Source organism: Bradyrhizobium sp. 21 (assembly GCF_023073335.1).
In the GTDB taxonomy this organism is placed as follows: Bacteria; Pseudomonadota; Alphaproteobacteria; order Rhizobiales; family Xanthobacteraceae; genus Bradyrhizobium.
In genome coordinates this window covers 114,233-140,038 of record NZ_JADPJG010000011.1, presented here as the reverse complement: position 1 = coordinate 140,038, position 25,806 = coordinate 114,233, and the positions used below count along the sequence as shown (strand labels likewise).

At 64.0% G+C, this 25,806-nt stretch carries 28 protein-coding genes; 22 read left to right on the top strand and 6 right to left on the bottom strand.

The genetic code is table 11. The features are described 5' to 3' along the window. Positions 1 to 219: 219 nt before the first annotated feature. The 6 genes from IVB31_RS13825 (at position 220) to IVB31_RS13800 (ending at position 4,931) form a co-directional block, all read left to right on the top strand. Positions 220 to 1,884 (top strand): acetolactate synthase large subunit, encoded by a 1,665-nt coding sequence (locus IVB31_RS13825; RefSeq protein WP_247322960.1) that lies wholly within the window; start codon positions 220 to 222, stop codon positions 1,882 to 1,884. Positions 1,885 to 2,065: 181 nt separating this feature from the next. Next, entirely contained in the window at positions 2,066 to 2,413 is a 348-nt protein-coding gene (locus tag IVB31_RS13820) for a Lin0512 family protein (RefSeq protein WP_247322958.1), read from the top strand. Between the two features lie 4 nt (positions 2,414 to 2,417). Next, complete coding sequence (locus IVB31_RS13815) at positions 2,418 to 3,110, top strand: GNAT family N-acetyltransferase (RefSeq protein WP_247322956.1); 693 nt, start codon at positions 2,418 to 2,420, stop codon at positions 3,108 to 3,110. A 91-nt stretch (positions 3,111 to 3,201) separates the two neighbouring features. Continuing rightward, positions 3,202 to 3,867, top strand: coding sequence for a DUF429 domain-containing protein (locus tag IVB31_RS13810; protein WP_247322954.1), 666 nt, complete (start codon positions 3,202 to 3,204; stop codon positions 3,865 to 3,867). 115 nt (positions 3,868 to 3,982) lie between these two features. Next, positions 3,983 to 4,126: a hypothetical protein gene (locus IVB31_RS13805; protein ID WP_247322952.1), complete on the top strand. Its 144-nt coding sequence runs from the start codon at positions 3,983 to 3,985 to the stop codon at positions 4,124 to 4,126. Between the two features lie 100 nt (positions 4,127 to 4,226). Further along, positions 4,227 to 4,931 (top strand): glutathione S-transferase N-terminal domain-containing protein, encoded by a 705-nt coding sequence (locus IVB31_RS13800; protein ID WP_247322977.1) that lies wholly within the window; start codon positions 4,227 to 4,229, stop codon positions 4,929 to 4,931. 1 nt (position 4,932) lies between these two features. Here the strand turns inward: IVB31_RS13800 and IVB31_RS13795 are convergent, their stop codons facing one another. The 3 genes from IVB31_RS13795 to IVB31_RS13785 form a co-directional block, all read right to left on the bottom strand. After that, positions 4,933 to 5,715, bottom strand: a complete 783-nt coding sequence (locus tag IVB31_RS13795; protein ID WP_247322950.1) for a sulfite exporter TauE/SafE family protein — start codon at positions 5,713 to 5,715, stop codon at positions 4,933 to 4,935. 3 nt (positions 5,716 to 5,718) lie between these two features. Next, on the bottom strand, positions 5,719 to 6,351 hold the full coding sequence (locus IVB31_RS13790; protein WP_247322948.1) for a TetR/AcrR family transcriptional regulator: 633 nt from the start codon (positions 6,349 to 6,351) through the stop codon (positions 5,719 to 5,721). A 216-nt stretch (positions 6,352 to 6,567) separates the two neighbouring features. Further along, on the bottom strand, positions 6,568 to 6,939 hold the full coding sequence (locus tag IVB31_RS13785; protein ID WP_247322947.1) for a tRNA-binding protein: 372 nt from the start codon (positions 6,937 to 6,939) through the stop codon (positions 6,568 to 6,570). A gap of 121 nt (positions 6,940 to 7,060) precedes the next feature. On the opposite strand from IVB31_RS13785, the gene IVB31_RS13780 reads away from it, so the two are divergent. Beyond that, on the top strand, positions 7,061 to 7,444 hold the full coding sequence (locus IVB31_RS13780; protein ID WP_247322975.1) for an ArsC family reductase: 384 nt from the start codon (positions 7,061 to 7,063) through the stop codon (positions 7,442 to 7,444). Between the two features lie 24 nt (positions 7,445 to 7,468). On the opposite strand, the gene IVB31_RS13775 is transcribed toward IVB31_RS13780, so the two are convergent. Further along, a complete protein-coding gene (locus IVB31_RS13775) occupies positions 7,469 to 8,107 on the bottom strand; it encodes a hypothetical protein (protein WP_247322944.1) in 639 nt (212 codons plus the stop codon). A gap of 338 nt (positions 8,108 to 8,445) precedes the next feature. On the opposite strand from IVB31_RS13775, the gene IVB31_RS13770 reads away from it, so the two are divergent. From IVB31_RS13770 to IVB31_RS13740, 7 genes are all read left to right on the top strand, one after another. Beyond that, positions 8,446 to 9,201: an ABC transporter ATP-binding protein gene (locus tag IVB31_RS13770; protein WP_211396242.1), complete on the top strand. Its 756-nt coding sequence runs from the start codon at positions 8,446 to 8,448 to the stop codon at positions 9,199 to 9,201. Beyond that, positions 9,194 to 9,940 (top strand): ABC transporter ATP-binding protein, encoded by a 747-nt coding sequence (locus IVB31_RS13765; protein WP_247322942.1) that lies wholly within the window; start codon positions 9,194 to 9,196, stop codon positions 9,938 to 9,940. The genes IVB31_RS13770 and IVB31_RS13765 overlap by 8 nt, the downstream gene beginning before the upstream one ends. A gap of 36 nt (positions 9,941 to 9,976) precedes the next feature. Further along, entirely contained in the window at positions 9,977 to 11,200 is a 1,224-nt protein-coding gene (locus IVB31_RS13760; RefSeq protein WP_247322940.1) for an ABC transporter substrate-binding protein, read from the top strand. Between the two features lie 72 nt (positions 11,201 to 11,272). Further along, positions 11,273 to 12,136, top strand: a complete 864-nt coding sequence (locus IVB31_RS13755; RefSeq protein WP_247322937.1) for a branched-chain amino acid ABC transporter permease — start codon at positions 11,273 to 11,275, stop codon at positions 12,134 to 12,136. 1 nt (position 12,137) lies between these two features. Next, on the top strand, positions 12,138 to 13,106 hold the full coding sequence (locus tag IVB31_RS13750; RefSeq protein WP_247322935.1) for a branched-chain amino acid ABC transporter permease: 969 nt from the start codon (positions 12,138 to 12,140) through the stop codon (positions 13,104 to 13,106). A gap of 158 nt (positions 13,107 to 13,264) precedes the next feature. Next, positions 13,265 to 13,909: a DUF47 domain-containing protein gene (locus IVB31_RS13745; protein ID WP_247322933.1), complete on the top strand. Its 645-nt coding sequence runs from the start codon at positions 13,265 to 13,267 to the stop codon at positions 13,907 to 13,909. A 15-nt stretch (positions 13,910 to 13,924) separates the two neighbouring features. Next, on the top strand, positions 13,925 to 14,932 hold the full coding sequence (locus IVB31_RS13740; protein WP_247322931.1) for an inorganic phosphate transporter: 1,008 nt from the start codon (positions 13,925 to 13,927) through the stop codon (positions 14,930 to 14,932). Here the strand turns inward: IVB31_RS13740 and sugE are convergent. Further along, entirely contained in the window at positions 14,925 to 15,239 is a 315-nt protein-coding gene (sugE, locus tag IVB31_RS13735) for a quaternary ammonium compound efflux SMR transporter SugE (RefSeq protein ID WP_247322929.1), read from the bottom strand. The genes IVB31_RS13740 and sugE overlap by 8 nt on opposite strands. Before the next feature lie 158 nt (positions 15,240 to 15,397). Here sugE and IVB31_RS13730 point away from each other — a divergent pair, with 158 nt between their 5' ends. From IVB31_RS13730 to IVB31_RS13695, 8 genes are all read left to right on the top strand, one after another. Beyond that, complete coding sequence (locus IVB31_RS13730) at positions 15,398 to 17,017, top strand: peptide chain release factor 3 (protein ID WP_247322927.1); 1,620 nt, start codon at positions 15,398 to 15,400, stop codon at positions 17,015 to 17,017. 212 nt (positions 17,018 to 17,229) lie between these two features. Further along, positions 17,230 to 17,808 carry a hypothetical protein gene (locus IVB31_RS13725; RefSeq protein WP_247322973.1) on the top strand — a complete coding sequence of 193 codons (579 nt, stop codon included), beginning with the start codon at positions 17,230 to 17,232 and terminating at the stop codon, positions 17,806 to 17,808. Between the two features lie 191 nt (positions 17,809 to 17,999). Further along, a complete protein-coding gene (locus tag IVB31_RS13720; RefSeq protein ID WP_247322926.1) occupies positions 18,000 to 18,584 on the top strand; it encodes an NnrU family protein in 585 nt (194 codons plus the stop codon). Between the two features lie 84 nt (positions 18,585 to 18,668). Continuing rightward, positions 18,669 to 20,261 carry a class I adenylate-forming enzyme family protein gene (locus IVB31_RS13715; RefSeq protein ID WP_247322923.1) on the top strand — a complete coding sequence of 531 codons (1,593 nt, stop codon included), beginning with the start codon at positions 18,669 to 18,671 and terminating at the stop codon, positions 20,259 to 20,261. A 167-nt stretch (positions 20,262 to 20,428) separates the two neighbouring features. Then, complete coding sequence (locus tag IVB31_RS13710; protein WP_247322920.1) at positions 20,429 to 21,082, top strand: tetratricopeptide repeat protein; 654 nt, start codon at positions 20,429 to 20,431, stop codon at positions 21,080 to 21,082. A gap of 32 nt (positions 21,083 to 21,114) precedes the next feature. Beyond that, a complete protein-coding gene (locus IVB31_RS13705) occupies positions 21,115 to 21,660 on the top strand; it encodes a hypothetical protein (RefSeq protein ID WP_247322918.1) in 546 nt (181 codons plus the stop codon). A gap of 104 nt (positions 21,661 to 21,764) precedes the next feature. Continuing rightward, a complete protein-coding gene (gene der / locus IVB31_RS13700; protein WP_247322916.1) occupies positions 21,765 to 23,147 on the top strand; it encodes a ribosome biogenesis GTPase Der in 1,383 nt (460 codons plus the stop codon). Continuing rightward, positions 23,144 to 24,400, top strand: coding sequence for a TCR/Tet family MFS transporter (locus tag IVB31_RS13695; protein ID WP_247322914.1), 1,257 nt, complete (start codon positions 23,144 to 23,146; stop codon positions 24,398 to 24,400). The genes der and IVB31_RS13695 overlap by 4 nt, the downstream gene beginning before the upstream one ends. Positions 24,401 to 24,510: 110 nt before the next feature. On the opposite strand, the gene IVB31_RS13690 is transcribed toward IVB31_RS13695, so the two are convergent. Continuing rightward, on the bottom strand, positions 24,511 to 25,737 hold the full coding sequence (locus IVB31_RS13690) for an ABC transporter substrate-binding protein (RefSeq protein ID WP_247322912.1): 1,227 nt from the start codon (positions 25,735 to 25,737) through the stop codon (positions 24,511 to 24,513). Positions 25,738 to 25,806: the final 69 nt, after the last annotated feature.

Sequence of the window (25,806 nt, the reverse complement as noted above, 5' to 3'; positions counted from 1 at the left end):
GGGGGGGGGATCCAGTATTCCAGAGACAGCGAGCTAAGGGCCGAGACGCCGCGGCGTACTGGATGCCCCGGTCGAGCCGGGGCATGACAGTGGAGTGTGTAGGGGTATCGATGTGTCACAGACCACGCTGCATTGTGAGTTGTGCCCGTGCCGCGAGCCGTTACCATGCGCCCGAAGTTCCTGCGTCAGGCAGGAGCCGATATTGCGACCGGAGGCGACATGAGTGGGCAGGAACGCAAGGCAAAGGGATCCGACCTGTTTGTCGCGGCGCTGGAGAACGAGGGCGTCGACCGCATCTTCGGCGTCCCTGGCGAAGAAAACCTCGATGTGGTGGAATCGCTCCGCACCTCCAAAATCGAGCTGATCCTGACCCGCCACGAGCAGGCCGCCGCCTTCATGGCCGCGACGTACGGGCGGCTGACCGGCAGGCCCGGCGTTTGTCTTTCGACGCTCGGCCCTGGCGCGCTCAATCTGTCGACGGGCGCGGCGTATGCGCATCTCGGCGCGATGCCGATGATCCTGATCACCGGCCAGAAGCCGATCATGAGCAGCCGGCAGGCGCGCTTCCAGATCGTCGACGTCGTCGCCACCATGAAGCCGCTGACGAAGCTGTCGCGGCAGATCATCAGCGCTTCCAGCATCCCGACTGTGGTGCGCGACGCCTTTCGCGTAGCGATGGAGGAGCGGCCGGGGCCGGTGCATCTCGAACTGCCCGAGGATATCGCGGGCGATGAAGTGCCCGACGTCCCCGTGATCCCGGTGCATCCGATCGAAATCCCCGTCGCCCATCGCGCCGCGCTCGACCGCGCCGCCGAGATGATCTTGGCCGCGAAGCATCCGCTGGTGATGATGGGGGCTGCGACCAGCCGGCCACGCGCGACCCACGGCATCGCGAGCTTCGTGCGGCGGACCGGCATTCCGTTCTTCACCACGCAGATGGGGAAGGGCACGGTGCCCGGCGGCACCAATCTCTACATGGGCACGGCGGCGCTGTCGGAGCGCGACTACGTCCACGACGCGATCGACGCCGCCGATCTGATCGTCGCGATCGGCCACGACCCGATCGAGAAGCCGCCCTTCATCATGGGTCCCTCGGGCCCGAAGGTGATTCACGTGAGCTATACCCCGGCCAGCGTCGAGCAGGTCTATTTTCCCGATGCGGAAGTCGTCGGCGACGTCGGCCCGAGCCTGGAGCTTCTCGCCGACCGCGTCGAAGGCAAGCTGCCGCAAGCCGCCGCGCTGCTGCCGCTGCGCGAAACGATTCTCAGCCGGATCGCCGATCGCGCCACCGAAGCGCGCTGGCCGCCGACGCCGCAACGCATCGTGCACGACATCCGGCAGGTGATTCCGGAGAACGGCATCGTCGCGCTCGACAATGGCATGTACAAGATCTGGTTCGCGCGCAACTACCGCACCCGCCTCGCCAACACGCTGCTGCTCGACAATGCGCTGGCGACCATGGGCGCCGGCCTGCCGTCGGCGATGATGGCCGCGATGCTCTATCCCGACCGCCGCGTGCTCGCGGTCGCCGGCGACGGCGGCTTCATGATGAACAGCCAGGAGATGGAGACCGCCGTCCGCCTCAAGCTCAACCTCGTCGTGCTGGTGCTCGAGGACAACGCCTACGGCATGATCCGCTGGAAGCAGGCCGTCGATCGCTTCGCCGATTTCGGCATGACCTTTGGCAATCCCGATTTCGTCCTCTACGCGAAGGCGTATGGCGCCAAGGGGCATCGGATCGAGAGCATCGACAGTTTTGCTCCGACGCTGGATGCCGCCTTCAAGCAGGGCGGCGTGCATCTGGTCGTGATCCCGATCGACTATTCGGAGAACGTGCGGGTGCTGGTCGACGAGCTGCGGGCGCATGAAAAATCAAAGGCGTAATTTATTCGGCGCTCTCGCCACACCACTCATGGCGAGCGCAGCGAAGCAATCCAGAGTCTTTTCGCACAGGCAGTCTGGATTGCTTCGTCGCTTCGCTCCTCGCAATGACGGAGTATGCCGACAGGCCCGAATGCGATAACAACTTGCGTCGCCATCATCCAACCAACCACAGGAATAAGAAATGACTCGCGTTCGCTGTATCACCGAGATGGGCATGGGTGTCGACGTCCACGGCAGGGACGCCACCAAGGCGGCCAGGCGCGCGGTGTCGGATGCCATCAGGCATTCGAGCCTCGGTTTCTTCCGGATGATCGGCAAGACCGCGAACGACATGTTCGTCGATGTCACGATCGCGGTGCCCAATCCGGAAAGCGTGGACAAGGACGCCGTCGCCAAGGAGCTGCCTTACGGCACGGTCACGGTCAACGCGATCAAGGGCGGGCTGGAGATTCCCTCGGTCCCGGAGCAGGGCAACGACCCCATCCTGATCGCCAATGCGGCGGTGATCGTCAGCTTCGACAAGGATTAGGCCGGTGTCCGACAGCGATGAGCGGCTACTGGATCGTCCGATCTGGAGCGCGTTGACGACCAGCCAGAAGCATCTGGCGGAGGGCGGTCCACGGGCGTTGCGCTATCCCCTGGACATGACGCCGTTTGCCGACATGGTCGACATGTCCGCGGCAAGCTTTGCGGCGCTCGGTGATCTCCTGTCGGGCTCGCAGGTCGCCGCACTGTTCACGCCGGAGCCCGTCGTCGTTCCCGCCGGCTTCAAGGTCGTGCTTGCGGAGACCGGCGAGCAGATGATCGGCTCGCCCGCCGACAGCCGGCTTCGCGATGCCGAGATTGTCACGCTGGGGGCGGCCGACGTTCCCGCGATGATGGCGCTGACGGAGCTGACCAAGCCCGGTCCATTCGCGCTGCGCACCCACGAGCTCGGCACGTTCCTCGGCATCCGCGCCGGCGGCGAATTGGTCGCGATGACGGGCGAGCGGATGAAGCCGGGCAATTTCGTCGAGATGACGGCCGTGTGCGTCCACCCTGATCATCGCGGGCGCGGCTACGCGCAGGCGCTGCTCGCCGCCGTCGCGCGCCAGATCGAGGCGCGCGACGAAATTCCGTTCCTGCACGTGTTTTCGAGCAACGCATCAGCCATCGCGCTGTACCAGCGGCAGGGGATGCGGATTCGGCGCCGCCTGCACGTCACGGTGCTGACGAAGCAGGAATGAGCTGCGCCGTTCGGTCGGGCTTCTATCAGGCAAACTCACGCTATATATCGATCCCAAATAAACGGATGTCATGCAGGCACCGGCGAATAGCTTGCCAAACTATCTCGGCCTCGATGGATTTCGCTTCGGCTGGGTCGCGGCCTGGATCGACGAGCGCGGCGATCATGGCTTCGATTATTCGCCGGGCCTGACACGCCTGCTCGCGATGCCGCATGCACGCGCGATGATCGACATGCCGATCGGCTTGACCGCAAGCGGCTATCGCATCTGCGATCTGCGTGCACGTGAGCTTGTCGGTCCCGCCGTGTTTCTCGGCGCGCGCCGGGACCTTTGGACATTCGCCGACATGGCGGCGGCCAATCGCCACTATTGGGAGCATGAAGGCAAGGGCAGGGGCGTATCGGCGCAGCTCTGGAATATCAGGGACAAGATCAGGGACGTCGACGCGATCATGACGCCGGCGCGGCAGGCGACGATCGGCGAAGCGCATCCGGAGTTGGTTTTCTGGAATCTGGCGGGACGTGTCCGGCTTGCGCGGAAGACATCCGCGGAGGGCCGCGAGCGGCGCATCGCGCTGCTGGTGCAACGCGGCTTCACGCGCCTGCCGAAATGGTTGACCCAACGTCACGGCACCGGTATCGGCCGCGACGATCTGATCGACGCCTGTGCCTGCGCCGTCGCGGCGCGCGACAGCACGCAGCGTGTCGGCGCGGAGGAGGTCGATCCGCGCGGACTGCGGATGGAGATCAACTATTGAGGCTGCAGCCGGCAGGGCATTGATCGGGAAAAAGCGGCAATTTATTTGAAGCTTGCAGGAACTGCCGGTGGTCGTCCCGCGTTCCCCGTGCGACCGATTCAGAGAAGCTCGTGCGATGAATGATACCAGTCAGTTTGCGACCGCGATGCTCGCGCTCGTTTTCATCGGAGCGCTGCTCGTCACCGGGCAGCTCTTCATCGAGCAACGCGCACAGCGCGATATGACCTACGCCACCAGCCATGTGCTGCGGCCGTTGTGACCTGATCGCTGTGCGGGAAAATGATGTGAGTACGCGACCTTGCGTCGTTCGGCGGCTGGCCTAGATTAGGCGGCATCTCATGAACGAAGCCGGGGTCCCGATGTCCGATCTATCCGCCTTTCCCATCACAAAGCGCTGGCCGGCCAAACATCCCGAGCTGCTTCAGCTCTATTCGCTGCCGACTCCGAACGGCGTCAAGGTCTCGATCATGCTGGAAGAGATCGGGCTGCCTTACGAAGTCCATCTCGTCGATTTCGGCAAGGACGATCAGAAGACGGCGGAGTTCCGCTCGCTCAATCCGAACGGCAAGATCCCGGCGATCCTCGATCCCAACGGCCCCGGCGGCAGGCCGCTGCCGCTGTTCGAGTCCGGGGCGATCCTGCAATACCTCGCGGAGAAAACCGGCAAGCTTTTGCCGGAAGACGCCGCGCGCCGTTATCAGACGCTTGCGTGGCTGCATTTCCAGATGGGCGGCATCGGGCCGATGTTCGGCCAGGTCGGCTTTTTCCACAAATTCGCCGGCAAGGATTTCGAGGACAAGCGGCCGCTGGAGCGCTACGCCAGCGAGGCCAAGCGCCTGCTTGGCGTGATGGAGACGCACCTTGCCGGCCGGCAATGGTTCATGGATGACGACTACACCATCGCCGATATTTCCATGCTCGGCTGGGTGCGCAACCTCGTCGGTTTCTACGGCGCCGGCGATCTCGTCGGGTTCAGCCAGTTCAAGTCGGTCGGTGCGTGGCTCGAGCGCGGGCTGGCACGCCCGGCCGTGCAGCGCGGGCTGGACATTCCGAAGCGGCCGTAAGCTAGGTCAACGCTTTATGCGTCATATAGATGGCCATCAGCGAGATGAGGCCGATCATGACCCGGCGGAGCATCCCTTTGCTGACGCCGTTTGCAGCGCGTGCGCCGAGATCGGTACCGATCCAGAGGCCTGCAAGAATGCCGATGATGGCCGGCCAGCCGACCATGAGGCCCTTGCTCCAGTAGATCCACGCCGCCGGAATGTTGGTCGGGATGACCGAGAAGATGAGACTGACGAGTTGCGCCTGATGCTGTGGCACGCGCAGGCCTGCGGCGAGGCCAACGGTGATTGCGAGGCCGCCGCCGATGCCCATGAAGCCGGAGGAAAATCCGGCAAGGATGCCGATCAGGAGCAGGGGCAGCCACGGCAGCTTGTCCTGGTCGCCGGCCTCGTTGCTCCCATCCTCGCGGTCGCGGCGCAGGATCAGGATCGCGATCAGCGCGACGAGATAGACGACATAAGTCCATTGCAGGACCGCGTCGGAGACCACGGCCGCGGTATAGCCGCCCCCGGCGCCGCCGATGAGAAATCCGATGCCGATCCAGACGATCCACGGCAAGGGGCTGCGATTGCCCTTCTGCCAGTAGCGGCGCACGCCAGCGAGGCCCGTCGGCGGCACCTGCGTGATCAACGATGTGCCCTGGGCGACGTGTTGCTCCGCTCCGAGCAGCAGCACGCAGAAGATGACGAGGCCGCCACCGGGGCTCGTCCCCATGAAGCCCGATGTCAGCCCGCCGATGAGACCGACGCCGGCGCCGGCGAGGAGGTCGTGAATCCAGGACATCGCTTACGTCCTGGTCCGTCGCTTGATATCGGGCCTGACCGTACGAAATCCATCGATCACGCCTGCCACGGCCGCCATGCAGGCCTCGATATCGAAATCCTCGCCCCAGCATTTTTGCAGGACGAAGCCCTGGAATATTGCGATCAGCATGCGCGCGATCGCTTCCGCATCGAGGTCGCGTCCGATCAGGCTGTCGTGCTGGCCGCGCTCGACCAGCGCCACGATCAGGGCGCGCGGCATGTCGATGCCTTCGACGACGCTGGCGCGGACCCGGCGGTTGCGCAGGGCCTCGGCCCAGCCATGGATGCCGACACGGCGGCGCGCTTCGCCGGCGGGGTCGGTGAGCCATTGCGCGTAGACGCGGATTAGCGCGTGCAGTCCTTCGATCGGATCGCCCGATCCTTGAGCGATCGAATTGAGCACGGTTTCGCGGCGATGGCGGTCGTCGGCCAGCGCCTCGATCAAATCGTCCTTGCTCTGGAAGTAGAGATAGACCGCCCCATGGCTCAGCCCCGACCGCTTGACGATGTCGGCCATCCCGGTCTGGTGAAAGCCATCCTCGGCGAAGCAGGCAAGCGCGGCTTCCAAAATCTGTTGCCGCCGGCCTTCGCGTTGCTTGTCGCTGATCTTCGGCATCCGGGCCGTCCCTAAATAACTGACAGATCGATCTTTTTAGTTGAATGCCAATAAAGGGCCGTGAGCCTGTCGATTAGTATAAAAAATGATCAGTCAGTCATTTTTATTACCGAACATGGACGGAGTCAACCCGACCGCCCGGCGCGGGGAAGGAGGTAGATCAAATCGATACGGTGGCGCGCCGCCTGCGGCCAGGGCGGCCTTGATCGCGCGCTGCTAGAACAGCCGTCCGCCGTTCGGCACGGGCTTGCTCGGCTGTACCAGCACGACCTTGCCGTCGGCATCGGGGAAACCGAGCGTCAACACCTCGGAGACGACGGGGCCGATCTGACGCGGGGGGAAATTGACGACGGCGGCGACCTGTTGCCCCACCAGCGTCTCGAGCGGATGGTTTTCAGTGATCTGCGCCGAGCTCTTGCGTACGCCGATCGCGGGACCGAAGTCGATCCACAGGCGCCAGGCCGGCTTGCGCGCTTCCGGGAACGGTTTCGCATCGACGATGGTGCCGACACGAACATCGACCGCGAGGAAGCTGTTGAAGTCGATGGTCGGCGACGCGGTCGCGGCTGGATCGTGGGTGACGTGCATGGAGTGTCCGTTCGAGAGCTGGCGACGTTCGCAATATTGTCGCGTGAACCGGAGTTGCGTACAACGCCTTGGGACGTAAAACGCCCCGGGGATCACGACACGACGCATGCGCGAGGAAATCTTGCCCAACACCATCTACGGCATCAAGAACTGCGACACCATGAAGAAGGCGCGCGCCTGGCTCGACACCCATGGCGTCGCCTATGAATTCCACGACTACAAGGCGGTGGGCGTGGAAAAGGACAAGCTCAAGCAGTGGAGCGACAAGGTCGGCTGGGAGACGCTGCTCAATCGCGCCGGCACGACCTTCAAGAAGCTGCCCGATGCCGACAAGGAAGGTCTCACCGAGAAGAAGGCGCAGGCGTTGATGTTAGCGCAACCATCGATGATCAAGCGGCCGGTGCTGGAAGTCGGCGGCAAGCTGCTGGTCGGCTTCAAGCCGGACGTCTATGCCAAGGAAGTCAGGACGAAGGAAGTCGGGACCAAGGAAATCAGGACCAAGTAAGCTGGCGCCAAGTCGCGCTGACTGCTAGTTCAGCTCGACGATCTCGCCGGGGACCGGCCGCTCCGCGAACTCGACCAGTTCGGCCGGCGCAATGCGGCCGGGAGCGCGATGAAACAGGTCGCGGTCGATCACCGCGCGCAATCGCGTGCGCGGCAACGCGTCATTTCCGCGCATCAGGTTCTTGATCTCGAAGCCGCCGTCCTCGCAGAACGTCTTGAGCGATGCGATGACGTGACAGATATTGCCGTCGGTCTGGAACGGCAGCAGCAAGCGCTCATAGGCGACGATACGCCCGTAGATGTCGTCGACGTCGGCAACGCTGTAGACGGGCAGCCCGCGCGCCACGCATTCATGATAGACCGGCATCACCAGGGGCGCGAGCCGCGGCCCGATATAATCGTCGAGCAGAACGCCCTTGCCGGTGTGTCCATAGGCACGCGAGATGCGCGTGCCCTCGCTCTGGATGGTCAGCCGCGGCGTCGGCGCCGAAATGTCCACCGTATAGTAGATGAGATCGGACAGTTCTTCCTCGAGCCGCGCAGGCTGATACTCCCAGATCGCCGGGGCCACCTGCTCGCGCGCATAGAGCCGCAGCCACGTGTTCAGGAGATCACGCTGCCTGATCGACTTGACCACAGAAGGAGCGGCGCTTGTAAAATCCAAAACAATATTCCCGAAGTATAAAACCCGCACATGATGCTCGTTGCGGGAAAATTTTCTATGAAGGCTGGCGCAAGGAACGAAAGACCGTTAACGACGGCTTGATGACCGGCGCCTTGCGAACCGGGAGGCCGGGCAGGCGATATCAAAATACGTCCGACTAAGGGAGCATAAGTCTCCCGGCCGGAGGCCTGATCTGCTCAGCTTTCCGCCTTGCCTAACCCCCGTCACCTCCGGCATATTCCGCGCCCGAGGCGGCATTCCGGGAAGGCTCCAAGGCCCCCGGAAAGCCGAAGCAACAAGGACAACCACGCGCATTGCGCGGGCAGGGGGAAAACTGTTTGGCCGATGAGTTCATTCTCGAAACGGAAGGCTTGACCAAGGAGTTCGCGGGCTTCTTCGCCGTTCGCGACGTTGCGCTCAAGGTTCGCCGTGGGAGCATTCACGCGTTGATCGGCCCGAACGGTGCCGGCAAGACGACGTGCTTCAATCTGTTGACCAAGTTCCTCAAACCGTCCGCCGGAAAAATCCTGTACAAGGGGCAGGACATCACCGCGATGGCGCCCGCCGACGTGGCCCGCCTGGGGCTGGTTCGCTCGTTCCAGATATCGGCGGTATTTCCGCATCTCACCGCGCTGGAAAACGTCCGCGTCGCGCTTCAGCGCCAGCACGGCAGCTCCTTCGATTTCTGGCGCTCCAAGTCCGTGCTCAACCAATTCAACGATCGCGCGCGTGAGCTGCTGAACGATGTCGGCCTCAGCGAGTTTGCCAATACGCCGGCGGTCGAGATGGCCTACGGGCGCAAGCGCGCGTTGGAGATCGCAACCACGCTCGCGCTCGACCCCGAGATGATGCTGCTGGACGAGCCGATGGCCGGTATGGGCCACGAGGACATCGACAAGATCGCGGCGCTGATCAAGCGCATCTCCGCGAAATATACCATCCTGATGGTCGAGCATAATCTGAGCGTCGTGGCCAATCTCTCCGACATCATCACCGTGCTGACGCGCGGGCAGGTGCTGGCGCAAGGCCATTACAGCGAGCTCACCAAGGACGAGCGCGTCAAGGAAGCCTATCTGGGAGCGGGTCATGGCTGAGACTGCAACCGTGGATGCTCCCGCAGAGGCCGCGACCGGCGCCAACCTCCTGCAGGTTCGCAACCTGGAAGCCTGGTACGGCGAGTCCCACATCCTGCACGGGATCAATTTCGACGTGAATGCGGGCGAGGTCGTCACCCTGCTCGGGCGTAACGGCGCCGGCAAGACCACCACGCTGAAGTCGATCATGGGCATCATCGGCAAGCGTACCGGCTCGGTGAAGTTCAACAATCAGGACATCATCCGCACGACCTCCGACAAGATCGCGCGGATGGGCATCGCGTTCTGCCCGGAAGAGCGGGGAATTTTTTCCAGCCTCGACGTGCGGGAGAATTTGTTGCTGCCGCCGGTGGTGCGCCCAGGCGGATTGCCGCTCGAGCAGATCTTCGATCTGTTCCCGAACCTGAAGGAACGGCTCAACAGCCAGGGCACCAAACTCTCCGGCGGCGAGCAGCAGATGCTCGCGATCGCGCGCATCCTGCGCACCGGCGCGAACTTCCTGATGCTGGACGAGCCGACCGAGGGTCTCGCGCCCGTCATCATCCAGCAGATCGGCCACACCATCGCGCGGCTCAAGAAGGAGGGTTTTACGATCCTTCTGGTCGAGCAGAACTTCCGGTTCGCATCCACCGTGGCCGACCGCTATTACGTGGTCGAGCACGGCAAGATCATTGACGGATTTTCCAATTCCGAACTCGCCGCCAACATGGACAAGCTCCACACCTATCTCGGCGTCTAGAACCGCCAACAAAAAGAATTCGAAAGGGAAAGTTGCATGAACACCAGGTCGATTGCGTCATTGCTGCTGACCACCGCTCTCACCTTCGCCGCGACAGGCGTCGCGTCCGCGCAGGACAAGACCGTGAAAATCGGCGCGCTGTCCGATCAGTCCGGGCTCTACGCCGACCTCGGCGGACCGGGCTCGACGCTCGCCGCGCAGATGGCCATTGAAGATTCCGGTCTGGCTGCGAAGGGCTGGAAGATCGACATCATCTCGGGCGATCACCAGAACAAGCCCGACATCGGCACCGCGATCGCGCGGCAATGGTTCGACGTCGAGAAGGTGGACATCATCGTCGACGTGCCGAATTCCGGCGTAGCGCTCGCCGTCAACAACGTCATCAAGGAAAAGAACGGCGTCTACATCAATTCCGGCGCGGCGACCTCGGACCTCACCAACGCGCAGTGCTCGCCCAACACCGTGCACTGGACCTACGACACCTACATGCTGGCCCACACCACCGGTCAGGCGCTGGTGAAGGCCGGCGGCGACACCTGGTTCTTCCTGACCGCCGACTACGCCTTCGGCGCGGCGCTGGAGCGCGACACCACGGCGGTCGTCACCGCCAATGGCGGCAAGATCGTCGGCGGCGTCAAGCACCCGCTGAACACGCCCGACTTCTCGTCCTTCCTGCTCCAGGCGCAGGCCTCCAAGGCCAAGATCATCGGCCTTGCCAATGCCGGCGGCGACACCACCAACACGATCAAGCAGGCGGCCGAGTTCGGCATCGTCAAGGGCGGCCAGAAGCTCGCGGCGCTGCTGCTGTTCCTCACCGACGTCAAGGCGATCGGGCTCGAGACCGCGCAGGGCCTCAACTTCACCGAGACCTTCTACTGGGACATGAACGACCAGACCCGGGCGTTCTCCAAGCGATTCGCCGAGAAGATGAAGAGCAACGCGCCCCCCACCATGGTCCAGGCGGGCGTCTATGCGGGCGTGCGTCACTATTTCAAGGCGCTGGAAGCGCTCGGCGGCAACCCGCATGACGGCGCCAAGGTCGTCGAGAAGATGAAGTCGATGCCGACGGAGGACGAACTGTTCGGCAAGGGCGAGATCCAGCCCAACGGCCGCACCATCCACAATGCCTATCTGTTCGAGGTGAAGAAGCCCTCCGAGTCCAAGGGACCGTGGGACTTCTACAAGCTGGTAGGCACGGTGCCGGGCGACCAGGCCTTCACGCCGCTGTCCGAGAGCAAGTGCGCGCTGTTGAAGAAGTAGGATAACCGTCCGCAGGCCATCAGGCCTGCGGGCGACTTTCAGGGAACGCCGAAGGGACCGGGTGCGGGATCGATGCAGGCTCTTTACGCTCAGCTACTGGTGGGACTGATCAACGGCTCGTTCTACGCGCTGCTCAGTCTCGGGCTTGCCGTGATCTTCGGCATGCTCAACATCATCAACTTCGCCCATGGCGCGCTCTACATGATGGGCGCGTTCGTTGCCTACTTCCTGCTGAACATCGGCGGCATCAACTATTGGTGGGCGTTGCTGCTTGCGCCAATTGTCGTCGGCATCTTCGGCATGATCCTGGAACGGACTATGCTGCAATGGCTGACGGGGCTCGATCATCTCTACGGCCTGCTCCTGACCTTCGGCATTGCGTTGATCGTGCAGGGCGTGTTCCAGAACTACTTCGGTTCCTCCGGCATGCCTTACGCCATCCCGGACCAGCTCAAGGGCGGCATGAATCTCGGCTTCATGTTCCTGCCTGTCTATCGCGGCTGGGTCGTCATCTTCTCGCTGGTGGTCTGCATCGCGACCTGGTTCCTGATCGAGAAGACGCGGCTCGGCGCCTATCTGCGCGCCGCGACCGAAAACCCGACGCTCGTGCGCGCCTTCGGCGTCAACGTGCCGCGCATGATCACGCTGACCTACGGTCTCGGTGTCGGCTTGGCCGCGCTCGCCGGCGTGCTGTCGGCGCCGATCAACCAGGTGCGGCCGCTGATGGGGGCCGACCTCATCATCGTCGTGTTCGCGGTGGTCGTGATCGGCGGCATGGGGTCGATCATGGGCTCCATCATCACCGGCTTCGCGCTCGGTGTGATCGAGGGCATGACCAAGTATTTCTACCCCGAGGCCTCCAACACCGTCGTGTTCGTGCTGATGGTGCTGGTGCTCTTGGTGAAGCCAACCGGATTGACGGGAAGGGCGGCCTGATATGACAGCCTTGACGGACGACACACTGCCGGTGGCCCCGCGCGCGATCCGCGACGAGATGATCGTGTTCGTGGCGATGGCGCTGCTGCTGGCTGCGGTGCCATTCAGCGGCATCTATCCGTTCTTCGTGATGCAGGCGCTGTGCTTCGCGCTGCTGGCCTGTGCCTTCAATCTCCTGATCGGCTATGGCGGCCTGCTCTCGTTCGGCCACGCGATGTTCATGGGGACCGCCGGCTATTGCAGCGCGCACGCGCTGAAAGTGTGGGCGTTGCCGCCGGAACTCGGCATCCTCGTTGGCGTCGCCGGGGCCTTCGTGCTCTCGCTCATTACCGGCTACATCTCGATCCGCCGCCAGGGCATCTATTTTTCGATGATCACGCTGGCGCTGTCGCAGCTCCTCTACTTCATCTACCTCCAGGCGCCGTTCACCCATGGCGAGGACGGCATCCAGGGCATTCCGCAAGGGCACATGTTCGGCGTGTTCGATCTGTCCAAGCCGACGGTGCTTTATTATGTCGTCTTGGTCGGCTTCCTCGCCGGCTTCCTGCTGATCTATCGCATCATCAATTCGCCGTTCGGCGAAGTGCTGAAGGCGATCCGCGAGAACGAGCCGCGCGCGATCTCGCTCGGTTACCGGACCGATCAGTACAAATTCCTGGCCTTCGTCCTATCGGGCACGCTGGCGGGCCTTGCCGGATCGCTCAAGGTGTTCGTGGCGCAAAATGCCTCGCTCACCGACGTCCACTGGTCGATGTCCGGCGAGGTAGTCCTGATGACGCTGGTCGGCGGGCTCGGGACCGTCTTCGGCCCCGTGGTCGGCGCCTTCGCGATCATCGCCATGCAGCAATATCTGGCGGGGTTCGGCCAGTGGGTGACCGTGATCCAGGGCTCGATCTTCGTGATCTGCGTGCTCACCTTCCGCCGGGGCGTCATCGGCGAAATCGCCCATTACTTCCGGCGGTCGCTGTAAGTCATTGATATAATGGAAGATGCGTTGACGCGCGAAAGCGGTGGATGATCCGGCTCCACGGGCGTGAGGTGGCACGCGCGTGGATCGAAAATGGTCTATGACAGTTTCATGACGGCCCGCTTGGGCCAGGCCATTATCCAAACGGTAGTCTCTCCCCCATGATGCGATTGTTTCGCGCTTTCCTGCCCAAGGAAGAACGGTTCTTCGACCTGTTCGACCGCCACGCCCAGACCGTGATCCAGGGCTCGATCGCGCTCCAGAGCATGCTCAACGGGGGCGAGGAGACGCCGGTCTATTGCCAGCGCGTCAACCAGTTCGAGAACGATGCCGACAATATCACCCGTGAGGTGCTGACGGCGGTGCGCCGTACCTTCATCACCCCGTTCGACCGCGGCGACATCAAGAACCTGATCACCTCGATGGACGACGCCATCGACCAGATGCAGCAGACCGCCAAGGCCGTGATGCTGTTCGAGGTCCGCAGCTTCGAACCGCCGATGCGGGAGATCGGCGTGCTCTTGGTGGAATGCGCCAACCTGGTCGGCCGTGCGCTGCCGCTGATGCAGAAGATCGGTCAGAACGTGGCCATGCTGACTGCGATCACGGAAGAGCTGGGCAAACTGGAAGGCCGCGTCGACGACCTCCATGATATCGGGCTGAAGGAACTGTTCCTCAAGCATCGCGACGGCAACGCGATGGATTTCATCGTCGGCGCAGAGATCTACGACCATCTCGAGAAAGTCGCCGACCGCTTCGACGACGTCGCGAACGAGATCAACAGCATCGTCATCGAGCAAGTTTAGGGCAGGGGCCACGCCGTGGATGTTGCGTTGGGTCTTCCCGTCCTGGTCGGATTGATCGCCGTCGCGCTGCTGTTCGATTTCCTGAACGGCCTGCACGACGCTGCCAATTCGATCGCGACCATCGTCTCGACCCGCGTGCTGCGGCCGCAATACGCGGTGTTCTGGGCCGCGTTCTTCAATTTCGTCGCCTTCATGGTGTTCGGGCTGCACGTCGCCCAGACCATCGGCACCGGCATCATCGATCCCGCGATCGTGGACGCCCAAGTGATCTTCGCGGCCCTCGTCGGCGCCATCGTCTGGAACCTGGTGACCTGGGCTCTCGGCATCCCATCGTCCTCGTCGCACGCGTTGATCGGCGGGTTATTCGGTGCGGGGGTAGCCAAGGCCGGGCTTTCGGCGGCGGTCTGGAGCGGATTGTCCAAGACGGTGATCGCAATCGTGCTGTCTCCGCTCGTCGGCTTCCTGCTCGCGATGGTGCTGGTTGCGATCGTCTCCTGGGCTTCGGTTCGCTCCACGCCGTTCGCGGTCGACCGCGCCTTCCGCATCCTGCAATTCGCCTCTGCCTCGCTCTACTCGCTCGGCCATGGCGGCAACGACGCGCAGAAGACCATGGGCATCATCGCCGTGCTGCTTTATTCGCAGGGCCATCTCGGCAGCGACTTCTCCATCCCGTTCTGGGTGGTGCTCTCCTGCCAGGCGGCCATGGCGATGGGCACGCTGATGGGCGGCTGGCGCATCGTCCGCACCATGGGCCTGCGCATCACCAAGCTGACGCCGATGCAGGGTTTTTGCGCCGAGACCGGCGGTGCGGCGACCCTGTTCATGGCGACCTTCCTCGGCGTTCCCGTCTCGACCACCCATACCATCACCGGAGCGATCGTCGGCGTTGGCGCCGCCCGGCGCCTCTCGGCGGTGCGCTGGAACGTCGCGAGCTCGATCGTCTATGCCTGGGTGATCACGATGCCGGCCTCGGCGATCGTCGCCGCGCTGACATGGTGGGCGGTCAAGATTTTCGTCAGGTAACGAGCTTCAGCCCGGCAATCCCGGCGACGATCAACCCGATGCTGGCGAGGCGGAGCGCGGTGGCCGGCTCGCCGAACAGGATGATGCCGAGCGTCGCGGTGCCGACCGCGCCGACGCCGGTCCAGACCGCATAGGCGGTTCCGACGGGCAGTGATTTCAGCGCTATCCCGAGCAGGATGACGCTGCCGGCCATGGCCGTGATCGTGATGGCGGACGGAACAAGCCTGGTAAAACCCTCGGTATATTTCAGGCCGATCGCCCAGGTGATCTCGAGCAGACCGGCGACGAACAGGATGCTCCAGGCCATGACGACCCTCCATTCAAGGCAGGGTCGTCCCCGCGGCTGATATGCTGGTGAGCAGGAAGGCCGTCCTCCCCAAAGGGCGATATGGGGCTGGCCGGAAGGCTCCGCAATCACCAAATGAGGCTTGATCAGGCCCATTTTCCCTGCCAAACGCTGCCGCAATGTCCGACATCGCCACCACAGCCGAATCGCCGGCCCGTTCCCCGCTTGCCACCGAGGTGGCGCGGCGGCGTACTTTTGCGATCATTTCGCATCCGGACGCCGGCAAGACCACGCTGACCGAAAAGCTGCTGCTGTTCGGCGGCGCCATCAACCTGGCCGGCCAGGTCAAGGCCAAGGGCGAGCGGCGCAACACGCGTTCGGACTGGATGAAGATCGAGCGCGAGCGCGGCATCTCGGTCGTGACCTCGGTCATGACCTTCGAGTTCGAGGGGCTGGTGTTCAATCTGCTGGACACGCCGGGCCACGAGGACTTTTCGGAAGACACCTATCGCACGCTCACGGCGGTCGATTCCGCCGTCATGGTGATCGACGCCGCCAAGGGCATCGAGGCGCGCACCCGAAAACTGTTCGAGGTGTGTCGTCTTCGGGACATCCCGATCATCACCTTCATCAACAAGATGGACCGCGAGAGCCGCGACGTCTTCGATCTCCTCGACGAGATCGAGAAGACGCTGGCGCTCGACACCACGCCGATGACCTGGCCGGTCGGTCGCGGCCGCGACTTCCTCGGCACTTACGACGTCGTCAATGGCGGCGTGCGCCTGCTCGAAGGCGGGGGCGCCAAGACCGGCGCGGCGCAGCAGATCGAGATTGCCGAACTCAGCAAGCTCAATGCCAATCTCGATGTGTCGGCGGTCAAGGACGAGCTCGAGCTCGTCACCGCAGCGTCCAAGCCGTTCGAGCTCGAGGCGTTTCGCGAGGGCCATCTGACACCGGTCTATTTCGGCAGCGCACTGCGCAATTTCGGCGTCGGCGACCTGCTGCAAGGCCTTGGCAAGTTCGCGCCCGAGCCGCGCGCGCAGGAGAGCGACCAGCGCAAGGTCGAGGCGACCGATCCGCGCATGAGCGCCTTCGTGTTCAAGATCCAGGCCAACATGGATCCCAACCACCGCGACCGCATCGCCTTCGCGCGGCTGTGCTCCGGCAAGCTCAGCCGCGGCATGAAGGCCAAGCTCGTGCGCACCGGCAAGAGCATGCCGCTGTCGAGCCCGCAATTTTTCTTCGCGCAGGACCGTTCGGTTGCGGACGAGGCCTTCGCCGGCGACGTCGTCGGCATTCCCAACCACGGCACGCTGCGCATCGGCGACACGCTGACCGAGGGCGAGGATTTCAACTTCGTCGGCGTGCCGAGCTTTGCGCCGGAAATCGTCCGCCGCGTGCGTCTCACCGACGCGATGAAGGCGAAGAAGCTGAAGGAAGCGCTTCAGCAGATGTCGGAAGAGGGCGTGGTGCAGGTGTTCCGCCCGCGCGACGGCGCGCCCGCGCTGGTCGGTGTCGTCGGCGCGCTACAGCTCGACGTGCTGAAGGCGCGGCTGGATGCGGAATATTCACTGCCGGTCGAATTCGAGGTCAGCGAGTTCCAGCTCGCACGCTGGGTTTCCTCGGAAGACCGCAAGAAGCTCGATACCTTCATCGCTGCCAACACCTCCAGCATCGCCGACGACGTCGACGGCGATCCCGTGTATCTGGCGAGGAACGAGTTCTATCTCGGCTACACCAGGGAACGTGCCGAAGGCATCGCGTTCACCAACGTCAAGGACGTCAAGAAGAAGGGGTAGGCGCCGCTCCGCCCTCCGCTGTCATGCCCCGCGCAGGCGGGGCATCCAGTACGCCGCGGCCCCTCGGCTCAACAACCGCCTCTGGAATACTGGGTCGTCCGGTCAAGCCGGACGACGACACCGAGCTTGAACGCCAGCATGTGAACGCGCGCGGCCTTGACGGGTCGATGGACGATGCCAACTTTCTCGATGTGACCTTGCGAGCTCGCATCATGTGGCGCGGCATCCTCGTTTTTCTCCTGCTGGCGATATCGACAGTTGGCGTCGACGCGCAACGCCGCCAGATCAATCCGATCCCGTTTGCGCATGAGCCGTGCAGTGTGCTCGACGGCCGGCCCTGCACGCCGTCCTATTGCAGCCCGCTGGAGCCCGGCCCCTGTATTCCCGAGATCGACTATCCCTACGGCCAGAATCTTCAGCTCACCATCGAAAGCGTGCCGGCGGAGGCCAATCGCGCCAAATACCAGAAGCCCGATCACGATCTCGACACGATCGGCGACCTCTTCGCCGAACTGCGCACCTGCTGGTCGCCGCCGTCGGACAACGCGCGCGCGGGCATGCAGATCGCGGTGCGCTTCAGCTTCAACAAGACGGGCGGCCTGATCGGTCCGCCGCGCCTGACTTTTGCGACCGCTGGCGTTTCAGCCGATACCCGAACGACATATCTGAATGCGATCAATTCGTCGCTGAACGCCTGCCTGCCGCTGAAATTCACCAGCGGCCTCGGTGGCGCCCTGGCTGGGCGTCCGATCGCGATCCGCTATGTCGACAATCGCGAGTTCGGAAAATAGCTTTATCCCCTCATCCTGAGGAGCGCGCTCGCGCGCGTCTCGAAGGATGAAAGGCCGCGCCGTTGCCGCAGCCGGGCCAGCATGGTTCGAGACTGCGCTTTGCGCCTCCTCACCATGAGGCGCGAGAGTTGCGACCCGCGGCCAATCGATGATACGCCATGAGCTGGGGCGCTGGACGAGGGGAGGATGTCGTGGGTCTGTTGGTCATGATCCTGGGGCTTGCGCTGTTTTTCGCGGCCCATGTTTTCACGACGAAACGTGAGGCGCGCGCGCAGGCGATCGCGAGATTGGGCGAGGGGACCTACAAGATCCTCTATTCGTTTGCCTCGATCGCGGGGCTCGCGTTGATCATCTGGGGCTTCGCGCATTATCGCAGCTCCGGCTGGATCGACGTCTGGTATCCACCGAAGGCACTGAAGCACATCACGCTTGCGCTGATGCTGCCGGCCGTGATCCTCGTGGTCGCCTCATATCTGCGCGGCCGCATCTATGCGACGCTGAAGCATCCGATGCTGGCCGGTATCAAGCTGTGGGCGGCGGCGCATCTTTTGGCCAATGGCGATCTCGGCTCTATCATCCTGTTCGGCTCCTTCCTGGGCTGGGCAGTGTACGATCGCATCACGCTGAAGCGTCGCGCCGACGGTGGCGCCCCGCCGATTCCGGTGGGCGGCGTCACCAACGATCTGATCGCGATCGCGGTCGGAATCGTCGCTTATCTGGCGCTGGCTTTTGCGTTCCATCCGGTCGTGATCGGCGTTCCCGTGGTGGGTGGATAGCCGATCAGCGCAAGACGGGGCGGGCATGTCCATGCGCGGAAGGTAACAAGAGCAACAAGCCAAGGGCGTTCCGAGGGCATTCCGATGGATTGGTCGCAATCTCAGATTCCGCCGATGCGGTTCGAGGCACGCTTCGGCGATCGGGTGATCCAGGCGTTTTGCGACCGGCCGGCGAGCTTGTGGGCAATGATTGCGGATGCCTGCGCGCGCAACGCCGACGGTGAAGCGCTGATCTCCAGCAATGTCCGGCTGAGCTGGCGGCAGGCGATAGAGCAGGCCGCGCGGATCGCTGCGGGCTTTCGCAAGCTCGGATTGCAGCGCGGCGACCGCGTCGCGATCCTGCTCGGCAACCGCGTCGAATTTCCGCTGCTGCTGTTCGCTGCCGCGCATGAGGGACTGGTCACCGTGCTGCTCGGCACGCGGCAGCAGAAGCCGGAAATCGCCCATGTGCTGGCCGATTGCGGCGCCAAAATCCTGATCCACGAGGCGGCACTCGCGGAGCGGCTGCCGGATGCGCTTGAAGTCCCCGACGTGGTCCACCGCATCGCTGTGGACGACGATCCGGCTCTGTCGCGTTTCGCGGTGCTCGCCGACAATGTGCCGGCCAGGGCACCCGCGGAGACGAGCGAAGAGGACACCGCGATGATCCTCTACACCTCGGGCACGACCGGCAAGCCGAAGGGCGCGATGCTGGCCCATTGCAACATCGTCCATTCCTCGATGATCTTCGTGTCCTGCCTGCAATTGACGCAAGCCGACCGGTCGATCGCAGCGGTACCGCTCGGCCACGTCACCGGAATCGTCGCCAACATCACGACGATGGTCTGCTGCGGCGGCGCGCTGATCATCATGCCGGAGTTTAGGGCTGCCGAGTATCTCAAGCTCGCCGCGCGCGAGCGCGTCAGCTACACGGTGATGGTTCCGGCGATGTACAATCTCTGCCTGCTCCAGCCCGATTTCGACAGCTATGATCTCTCGAGCTGGCGCATTGGCGGGTTCGGCGGTGCACCGATGCCGGTCGCGACCATCGAGAAACTCAAGGCAAAGATTCCCGGCCTCGAGCTGGCGAATTGCTACGGCGCGACCGAGACGACGTCGCCATCCACGATCATGCCCGGCGAGTTGACGGCGAGCCATATCGACAGCGTCGGCCTGCCGTGTCCGGGTGCGCGCATCCTCGCAATGGGAGCAGACGGCCGCGAACTGCCGCACGGTGAGATCGGCGAACTCTGGATCCAGAGTGCCTCCGTCATCAAGGGCTATTGGAACAATCCGAAGGCCACGGCCGAGAGCTTTACCAGCGGGTTCTGGCATTCTGGCGATCTCGGCTCGGTCGATGCGCAAGGGTTTGTCCGCGTGTTCGACCGGCAGAAGGACATGATCAACCGCGGCGGCCTGAAGATCTATTCGGCCGAGGTCGAATCCGTGCTGGCCGGCCATCCCGCCGTGATCGAGAGCGCGATCGTTGCCAAGGCCTGTCCAGTACTGGGCGAACGCGTTCACGCCGTGGTGGTGACGCGCGCGCGGGTGGACAGCGAGGCCTTGCGCGCCTGGTGCGCCGAGCGGCTGTCCGACTACAAGGTCCCGGAAACCATGGTGATCACCGCGGAGCCGTTGCCGCGCAATGCCAATGGCAAGGTGCTCAAGCGGCGGTTGCGGGAGCTCCTGGGAACCTGAGCCGGGCAGCAGGGCCTCCGGGCGATCCCGGGTGGTTAACGCCTTGATCGGGCTCACTTTGCCTTGCCACCGCCATATCGATAGGGTATCGCCGCCGCCACGCGGGGACGGGTTTTTGACGCGGACGATGTGGCGCGCATTCCTGACCGGGTATGGGGTTAGCTTAAGTGTCTGAATTATTTGACGAAGTCGACGAAGAAGTCCGTCGCGAACAGCTCAAGAAGCTGTGGGATAAGTATTCGATCGTCTTCATCGCCCTGATGGTGCTGATCGTGGCCGCCGTGGGTGGCTGGCGCGGTTACCAGTATCTGGAGGCCAAGAAGGCTGCCGAGGCCGGCGCCGCCTTCGAGAAGGCTGTCGAGCTGTCCGAGCAGGACAAGCATGCGGAGGCCGAGGCGGCCTTCACCGATCTCGCAGCCAGGGCTCCTTCGGGCTACCGCACTTTGGCGCGGCTGCGTGCTGCGGCCGAAGCCGCGGCTCGCGATCCCAAGGCGGCCGCCAAGCTGTATGACGACATTGCCGCCGACCGCAGCGTGGGTGGCGAGTGGCAGGATCTGGCGAAGGTCCGCGCGGCTGGCCTGCTGCTCGATAGCGCCGGCTATGCCGAGATGCAGCAGCGGCTGGAAGCCTCCACCGCGCCCAAATCGACCTTCCGTCACAGTGCCCGCGAGATGCTGGCGCTGTCGGCCTGGCGCAACAACGACATGACTGCTGCCCGCAAATGGCTCGATACGATTGCCGAGGACGGTGAAACGCCGCCCGGCCTGCGCTCACGCGCCGAGGCACTGCAGGCCCTGCTGCCGCCCGTCGCCAAGAGCTGACGACGGCCTCCGACACGAGACGAGATACCAAGATGCGCCGCACGCCACGCTTGATCGCAGCCGCCGTCCTGATCGCCTTCACAGGCGTCCTGGGCGGCTGCTCCAGCTTCGATCCGAGCGACATGCTCGACTTCCTCGATACCAAGAAGAAGCTGCCGGGCGACCGCAAGCCGGTGTTCCCTGAAGGCGTGCCGGGCCTCGAGCAGGGCGTCCCGAAGGAAATGTACAAGGGCGCGCAGCAACAGCCCGACTCGAACGGGCCTGCCGTCGCGGCCTTGCCTGTGGAGCCTCAGCCCGAGCCGGCCAAGCCGGCGAAGGGTGCCAAGGCGAAAAAGACCAGGCAGCCGACTGCCGCCGCGCCGGCCGAGGCGCCCGCCGGCGAAGTCGATGGCGAGGCCCAGCCGGAGGCGGCGCCGCCCGCGGCCGCTCCGCCGCCGAAGCAGAAGATCGTCCGCAAGCGCACCACCGCGCCGCCGCCGGATCAGCCCGTCCAGCAGGCGCAACCGACCCAGACCACCCAGCAGCAATCGCAAGGCGCCTTCCCGGCGCCGATGCCGAGCGGCAGCTTCTCGCGCTAGAGCATGATCCGGAAAAGTGTGAAGCGGTTTTCCGAAAGGATCATGCTCAAACAATTGTCTTCATTTCATTGACAGACGCAGCTTTCGCAGCGCACGAATGACCGATGTCCTTTACGATTGCCATTATCGGCCGACCCAATGTCGGCAAGTCGACGCTGTTCAACCGCCTGGTTGGGCAGAAGCTCGCGCTCGTCGATGATTTGCCGGGCGTCACCCGCGACCGCCGCGAGGGTGAGGCGAGGCTCGGCGATCTCGAGTTCACCATCATCGACACTGCCGGGCTCGACGAGGGCGCCAAGGGCTCGCTGACCGCGCGCATGCAGGAGCAGACGGAGGCCGCGATCGCGCAGGCCGATGCGCTGTTTTTCGTGGTCGATGCCCGCATCGGCCTCACGCCTACCGATCGCGCCTTCGCTGATTTCGCCCGCAAGGCCAACAAGCCGGTGCTGCTGGTTGCCAACAAGAGCGAAGGCAAGCACGGCGATGCCGGCGCCATGGAGGCCTTCGCGCTCGGCCTCGGCGATCCCATCCAGATCTCGGCCGAGCACGGCGAAGGCATGGGTGAGCTCTATGACGCCCTCAGAGAGCTGATGCCGGAGCCTGTCGAGGAAGACGAGGTCGAGGACGACGAGCCGCTCACCGAGGAAGAGGCCGCGACGCGTCCGATCCGGGTCGCCATCGTCGGCCGGCCCAATGCCGGCAAGTCGACGATGATCAATCATCTGCTCGGCGAGGAGCGCCTGCTGACGAGCCCGGAGGCCGGCACCACGCGCGATTCCATCGCGGTCGAGATCAATTGGAAGGGCCGCGAATTTCGCGTGTTCGACACCGCAGGCCTGCGCCGGCGCTCGCGCATCGAGGAGAAGCTGGAAAAGCTCTCGGTTGCGGACGCACTGCGCGCGGTGCGCTTTGCCGAAGTCGTCGTGATGATGATGGATGCGCAGAACCGTTTCGAGGAGCAGGATCTGCGCATCGCCGACCTGATCGAGCGCGAGGGCCGCGCGGTCGTGCTCGCCGTCAACAAATGGGATCTGATGGAGAGCAAGGGCGGTGGCGCAATCTCCAACCTGCGCCGCGATGCCGACCATCTGCTGCCGCAGGTCAAGGGCGTGCCGATTGTCGCCGTCTCCGGTCTGATGGGCGAGGGCATCGATCGATTGATGCAGGCGATCCAGGACGCCTATGCGCTCTGGAACCGGCGCGTCTCGACCTCCGCATTGAACCGCTGGTTCGAGCAGGCGGTGCAGGCCAATCCGCCGCCCGCCGTGTCCGGCCGCAGGCTGAAGCTGAACTACATCACGCAGACCAAGGCGCGCCCGCCGAGCTTCGTGCTGTTCTGCTCCCGCGCGGACGCGGTGCCGCAGTCCTATATGCGCTATCTCACCAATTCGATGCGTGAGGCCTTCGAGCTGCCGGGCACGCCGGTGCGCATCACCTTGCGCGAGAAGGCCAACCCCTTCGCCCACAAGCGCAAGCGGCCGTCGTGAGCAGCGATGCCGGCGAGGCGATGGCGCAGGACGCAGCACCCGTCCGGCGTGGTGCGGTCGCCTTCATCTTCGTCACCATCCTGCTCGACATGCTCGCGCTCGGCGTGATCATGCCGATCCTGCCAAAGCTGATCGAGAGCTTCGTCGGCAACGACACCGCGCATGCGGCCCGCATCTTCGGCCTGTTCGGCACTGCCTGGGCGTTGATGCAGTTCGTGTTCTCGCCGGTGCTCGGCGCGCTGTCGGATCGCTTCGGGCGACGGCCGGTGGTGCTGCTGTCGAATTTCGGGCTCGCGGCGGATTATGTGCTGATGGCGCTGGCGCCATCGCTGGTCTGGCTGTTCGTCGGCCGCGTCATCTCCGGGATCACCTCCGCCAGCATCTCGACTGCCTTTGCCTACATCGCCGACATCACACCGCCGGAGCGGCGCGCAGCGGTGTTCGGCAGGATCGGCGCGGCCTTCGGCGCCGGCTTCGTGCTGGGCCCGGCACTGGGCGGTCTGCTCGGCGATATCGATCCGCGCCTGCCCTTCTGGGCCTCGGCGGCCCTGAGCCTCGCCAATGCACTCTATGGGCTCTTCGTGCTGCCGGAATCCCTGGCGGCGGACAAGCGCGCGCCGTTCCGCTGGACGCGCGCCAATCCGGTCGGCGCGCTGCATCTGCTGCGCTCCAACGCGGTGCTGGCTGCGCTGTCGGTCGTCAACTTCATCGCGCAGGTCGCGCATGTCGTGCTTCCCTCGACCTTCGTGCTCTATGCGACCTATCGCTACGGCTGGGATTCGAAAACCGTGGGACTGACGCTGGCGATGGTCGGCATCTGCGCCATGGTGGTGCAGGGGCTGGCGATCGGCCCGATCGTGCGCGTGCTCGGCGAGCGGAACGCGCTGGTGATGGGCCTGTGCTGTGGCGCGGTCGGCTTCGTGATCTTCGGCGCGGCGCCGACCGGGCCGCTGTTCTGGATCGGCATTCCCGTGATGTCGCTGTGGGGCATCTCGGGCGCCGCCATGCAATCGCTGATGACGCGGCTGGTCGCGCCCGATCAGCAGGGCCAGTTGCAGGGCGCGACCGCGAGCGTGCAGAGCGTGTCGCAGCTCGTCGGCCCGTTCCTGTTCACGCTGACGTTTTCATATTTCATCGGCGCGAGCGCGCCGTGGCATCTGCCCGGCGCGCCATTTTTGCTTGCCGGCGTGTTGATGGTGGCGTGCGTAGCGATTGCTGTGCGGGCGTTGGGTGCCACAAAATCAGAACCGTAGGGTGGATTAGCGAAGCGTAATCCGCCATCTTGGCCGCTGAGAAAGAAGAGGTGGGTTACGCCATGCGGACCGCGCTTCGCGCAGCCGCAACCCACCCTACGATATCTCGCTTACTTCTTCACCAGCGGGCACTCGCTGTCCTTGAGCGGCTTGGCCGCGTCTTCCGCCGGGATGGTCGCGACCAGCTTGTAATAGTCCCACGGGCCCTTCGATTCTTCCGGCTTCTTCACCTCGAACAGGAAGGCGGGAATAATGCGGCGGCCGTCCTCGCGCAGCGGGCCCTTGCCGAACAGCGGATCGTCGGTCGGGATCTCCTTCATCTTGGCGACGACCTTGGCGCCGTCATGCGGATTGCCGCCGAGGGCCTCGAGCGCCTTCAGGTAATGCAGCACGGCCGCATAATTGCCGGCCTGCGTCATCGAGGGCATCGCCTTGTTGGCCACCTTGTCCTGGAAGCGCTTCGAGAACGCGCGCGTGCCCTCGTTGAGATCCCAGTAGAAGGATTCGGTGAAGGTCAGGCCATGCGCAGTCTTGAGGCCGAGCGAGTGGACGTCGTTGATGAACAGCAGGAGCGCGGCGAGCTTCTGGCCGCCCTCGACGATGCCGAACTCGGCCGCCTGCTTGATCGAGTTGGTGGTGTCGCCGCCAGCGTTGGCAAGACCGACGATCTTGGCCTTCGAGTTCTGCGCCTGGAGCAGGAAGGAAGAGAAATCCGAGGTGTTGAGCGGATGCTTGACGCCCCCGAGCACCTTGCCACCATTCGCGGTGACGACCGCGCTGGTGTCACGCTCGAGCGCGGCACCGAAGGCGTAGTCGGCGGTCAGAAAGAACCAGCTGTCGCCGCCGGCCTTGGTCAGCGCCTTGCCGGTGCCGTTGGCGAGCATGTAGGTGTCGTAGGTGTAGGAGATGGTGTTGGCGTTGCAGGCCTTGCCGGTGAGGTCGGCGCTGGCGCCGCCATTGTTGAGCAGGACCGCGTTCTTCTCCTTGACGACGTTGCTGACGGCCAGTGCCACGCCGGAGTTCGGCGTGTCGGCGATCACATCGACCTTCTGGGTGTCGATCCATTGCCGCGCGATATTGACGCCGACATCCGGCTTGTTCTGGTGATCGCCGCTGATCACCTCGATCTTCCAGCCCTTGGCGCGGAGACCGGAATCTTCCACCGCCATGTTGATCGCCGCCACGGCGCCGGGGCCGCCGATGTCGGCATAGAGGCTCGACATGTCGTTGAGCACGCCGATCGTGGCGGTCTTGTCCTGGGCGAAGGCGGATGTGGCAAAACCGAAGGCGGCACAGGCCAGAAGAGCCGCGGAGCGGCGCGCGAACATGGTCGTCATAAAAGGTTTCCTCCATTGTCAAACATGCGGACGGCTCTCTTGAATGGGAGCCTTGTTCCGGCTGATGGC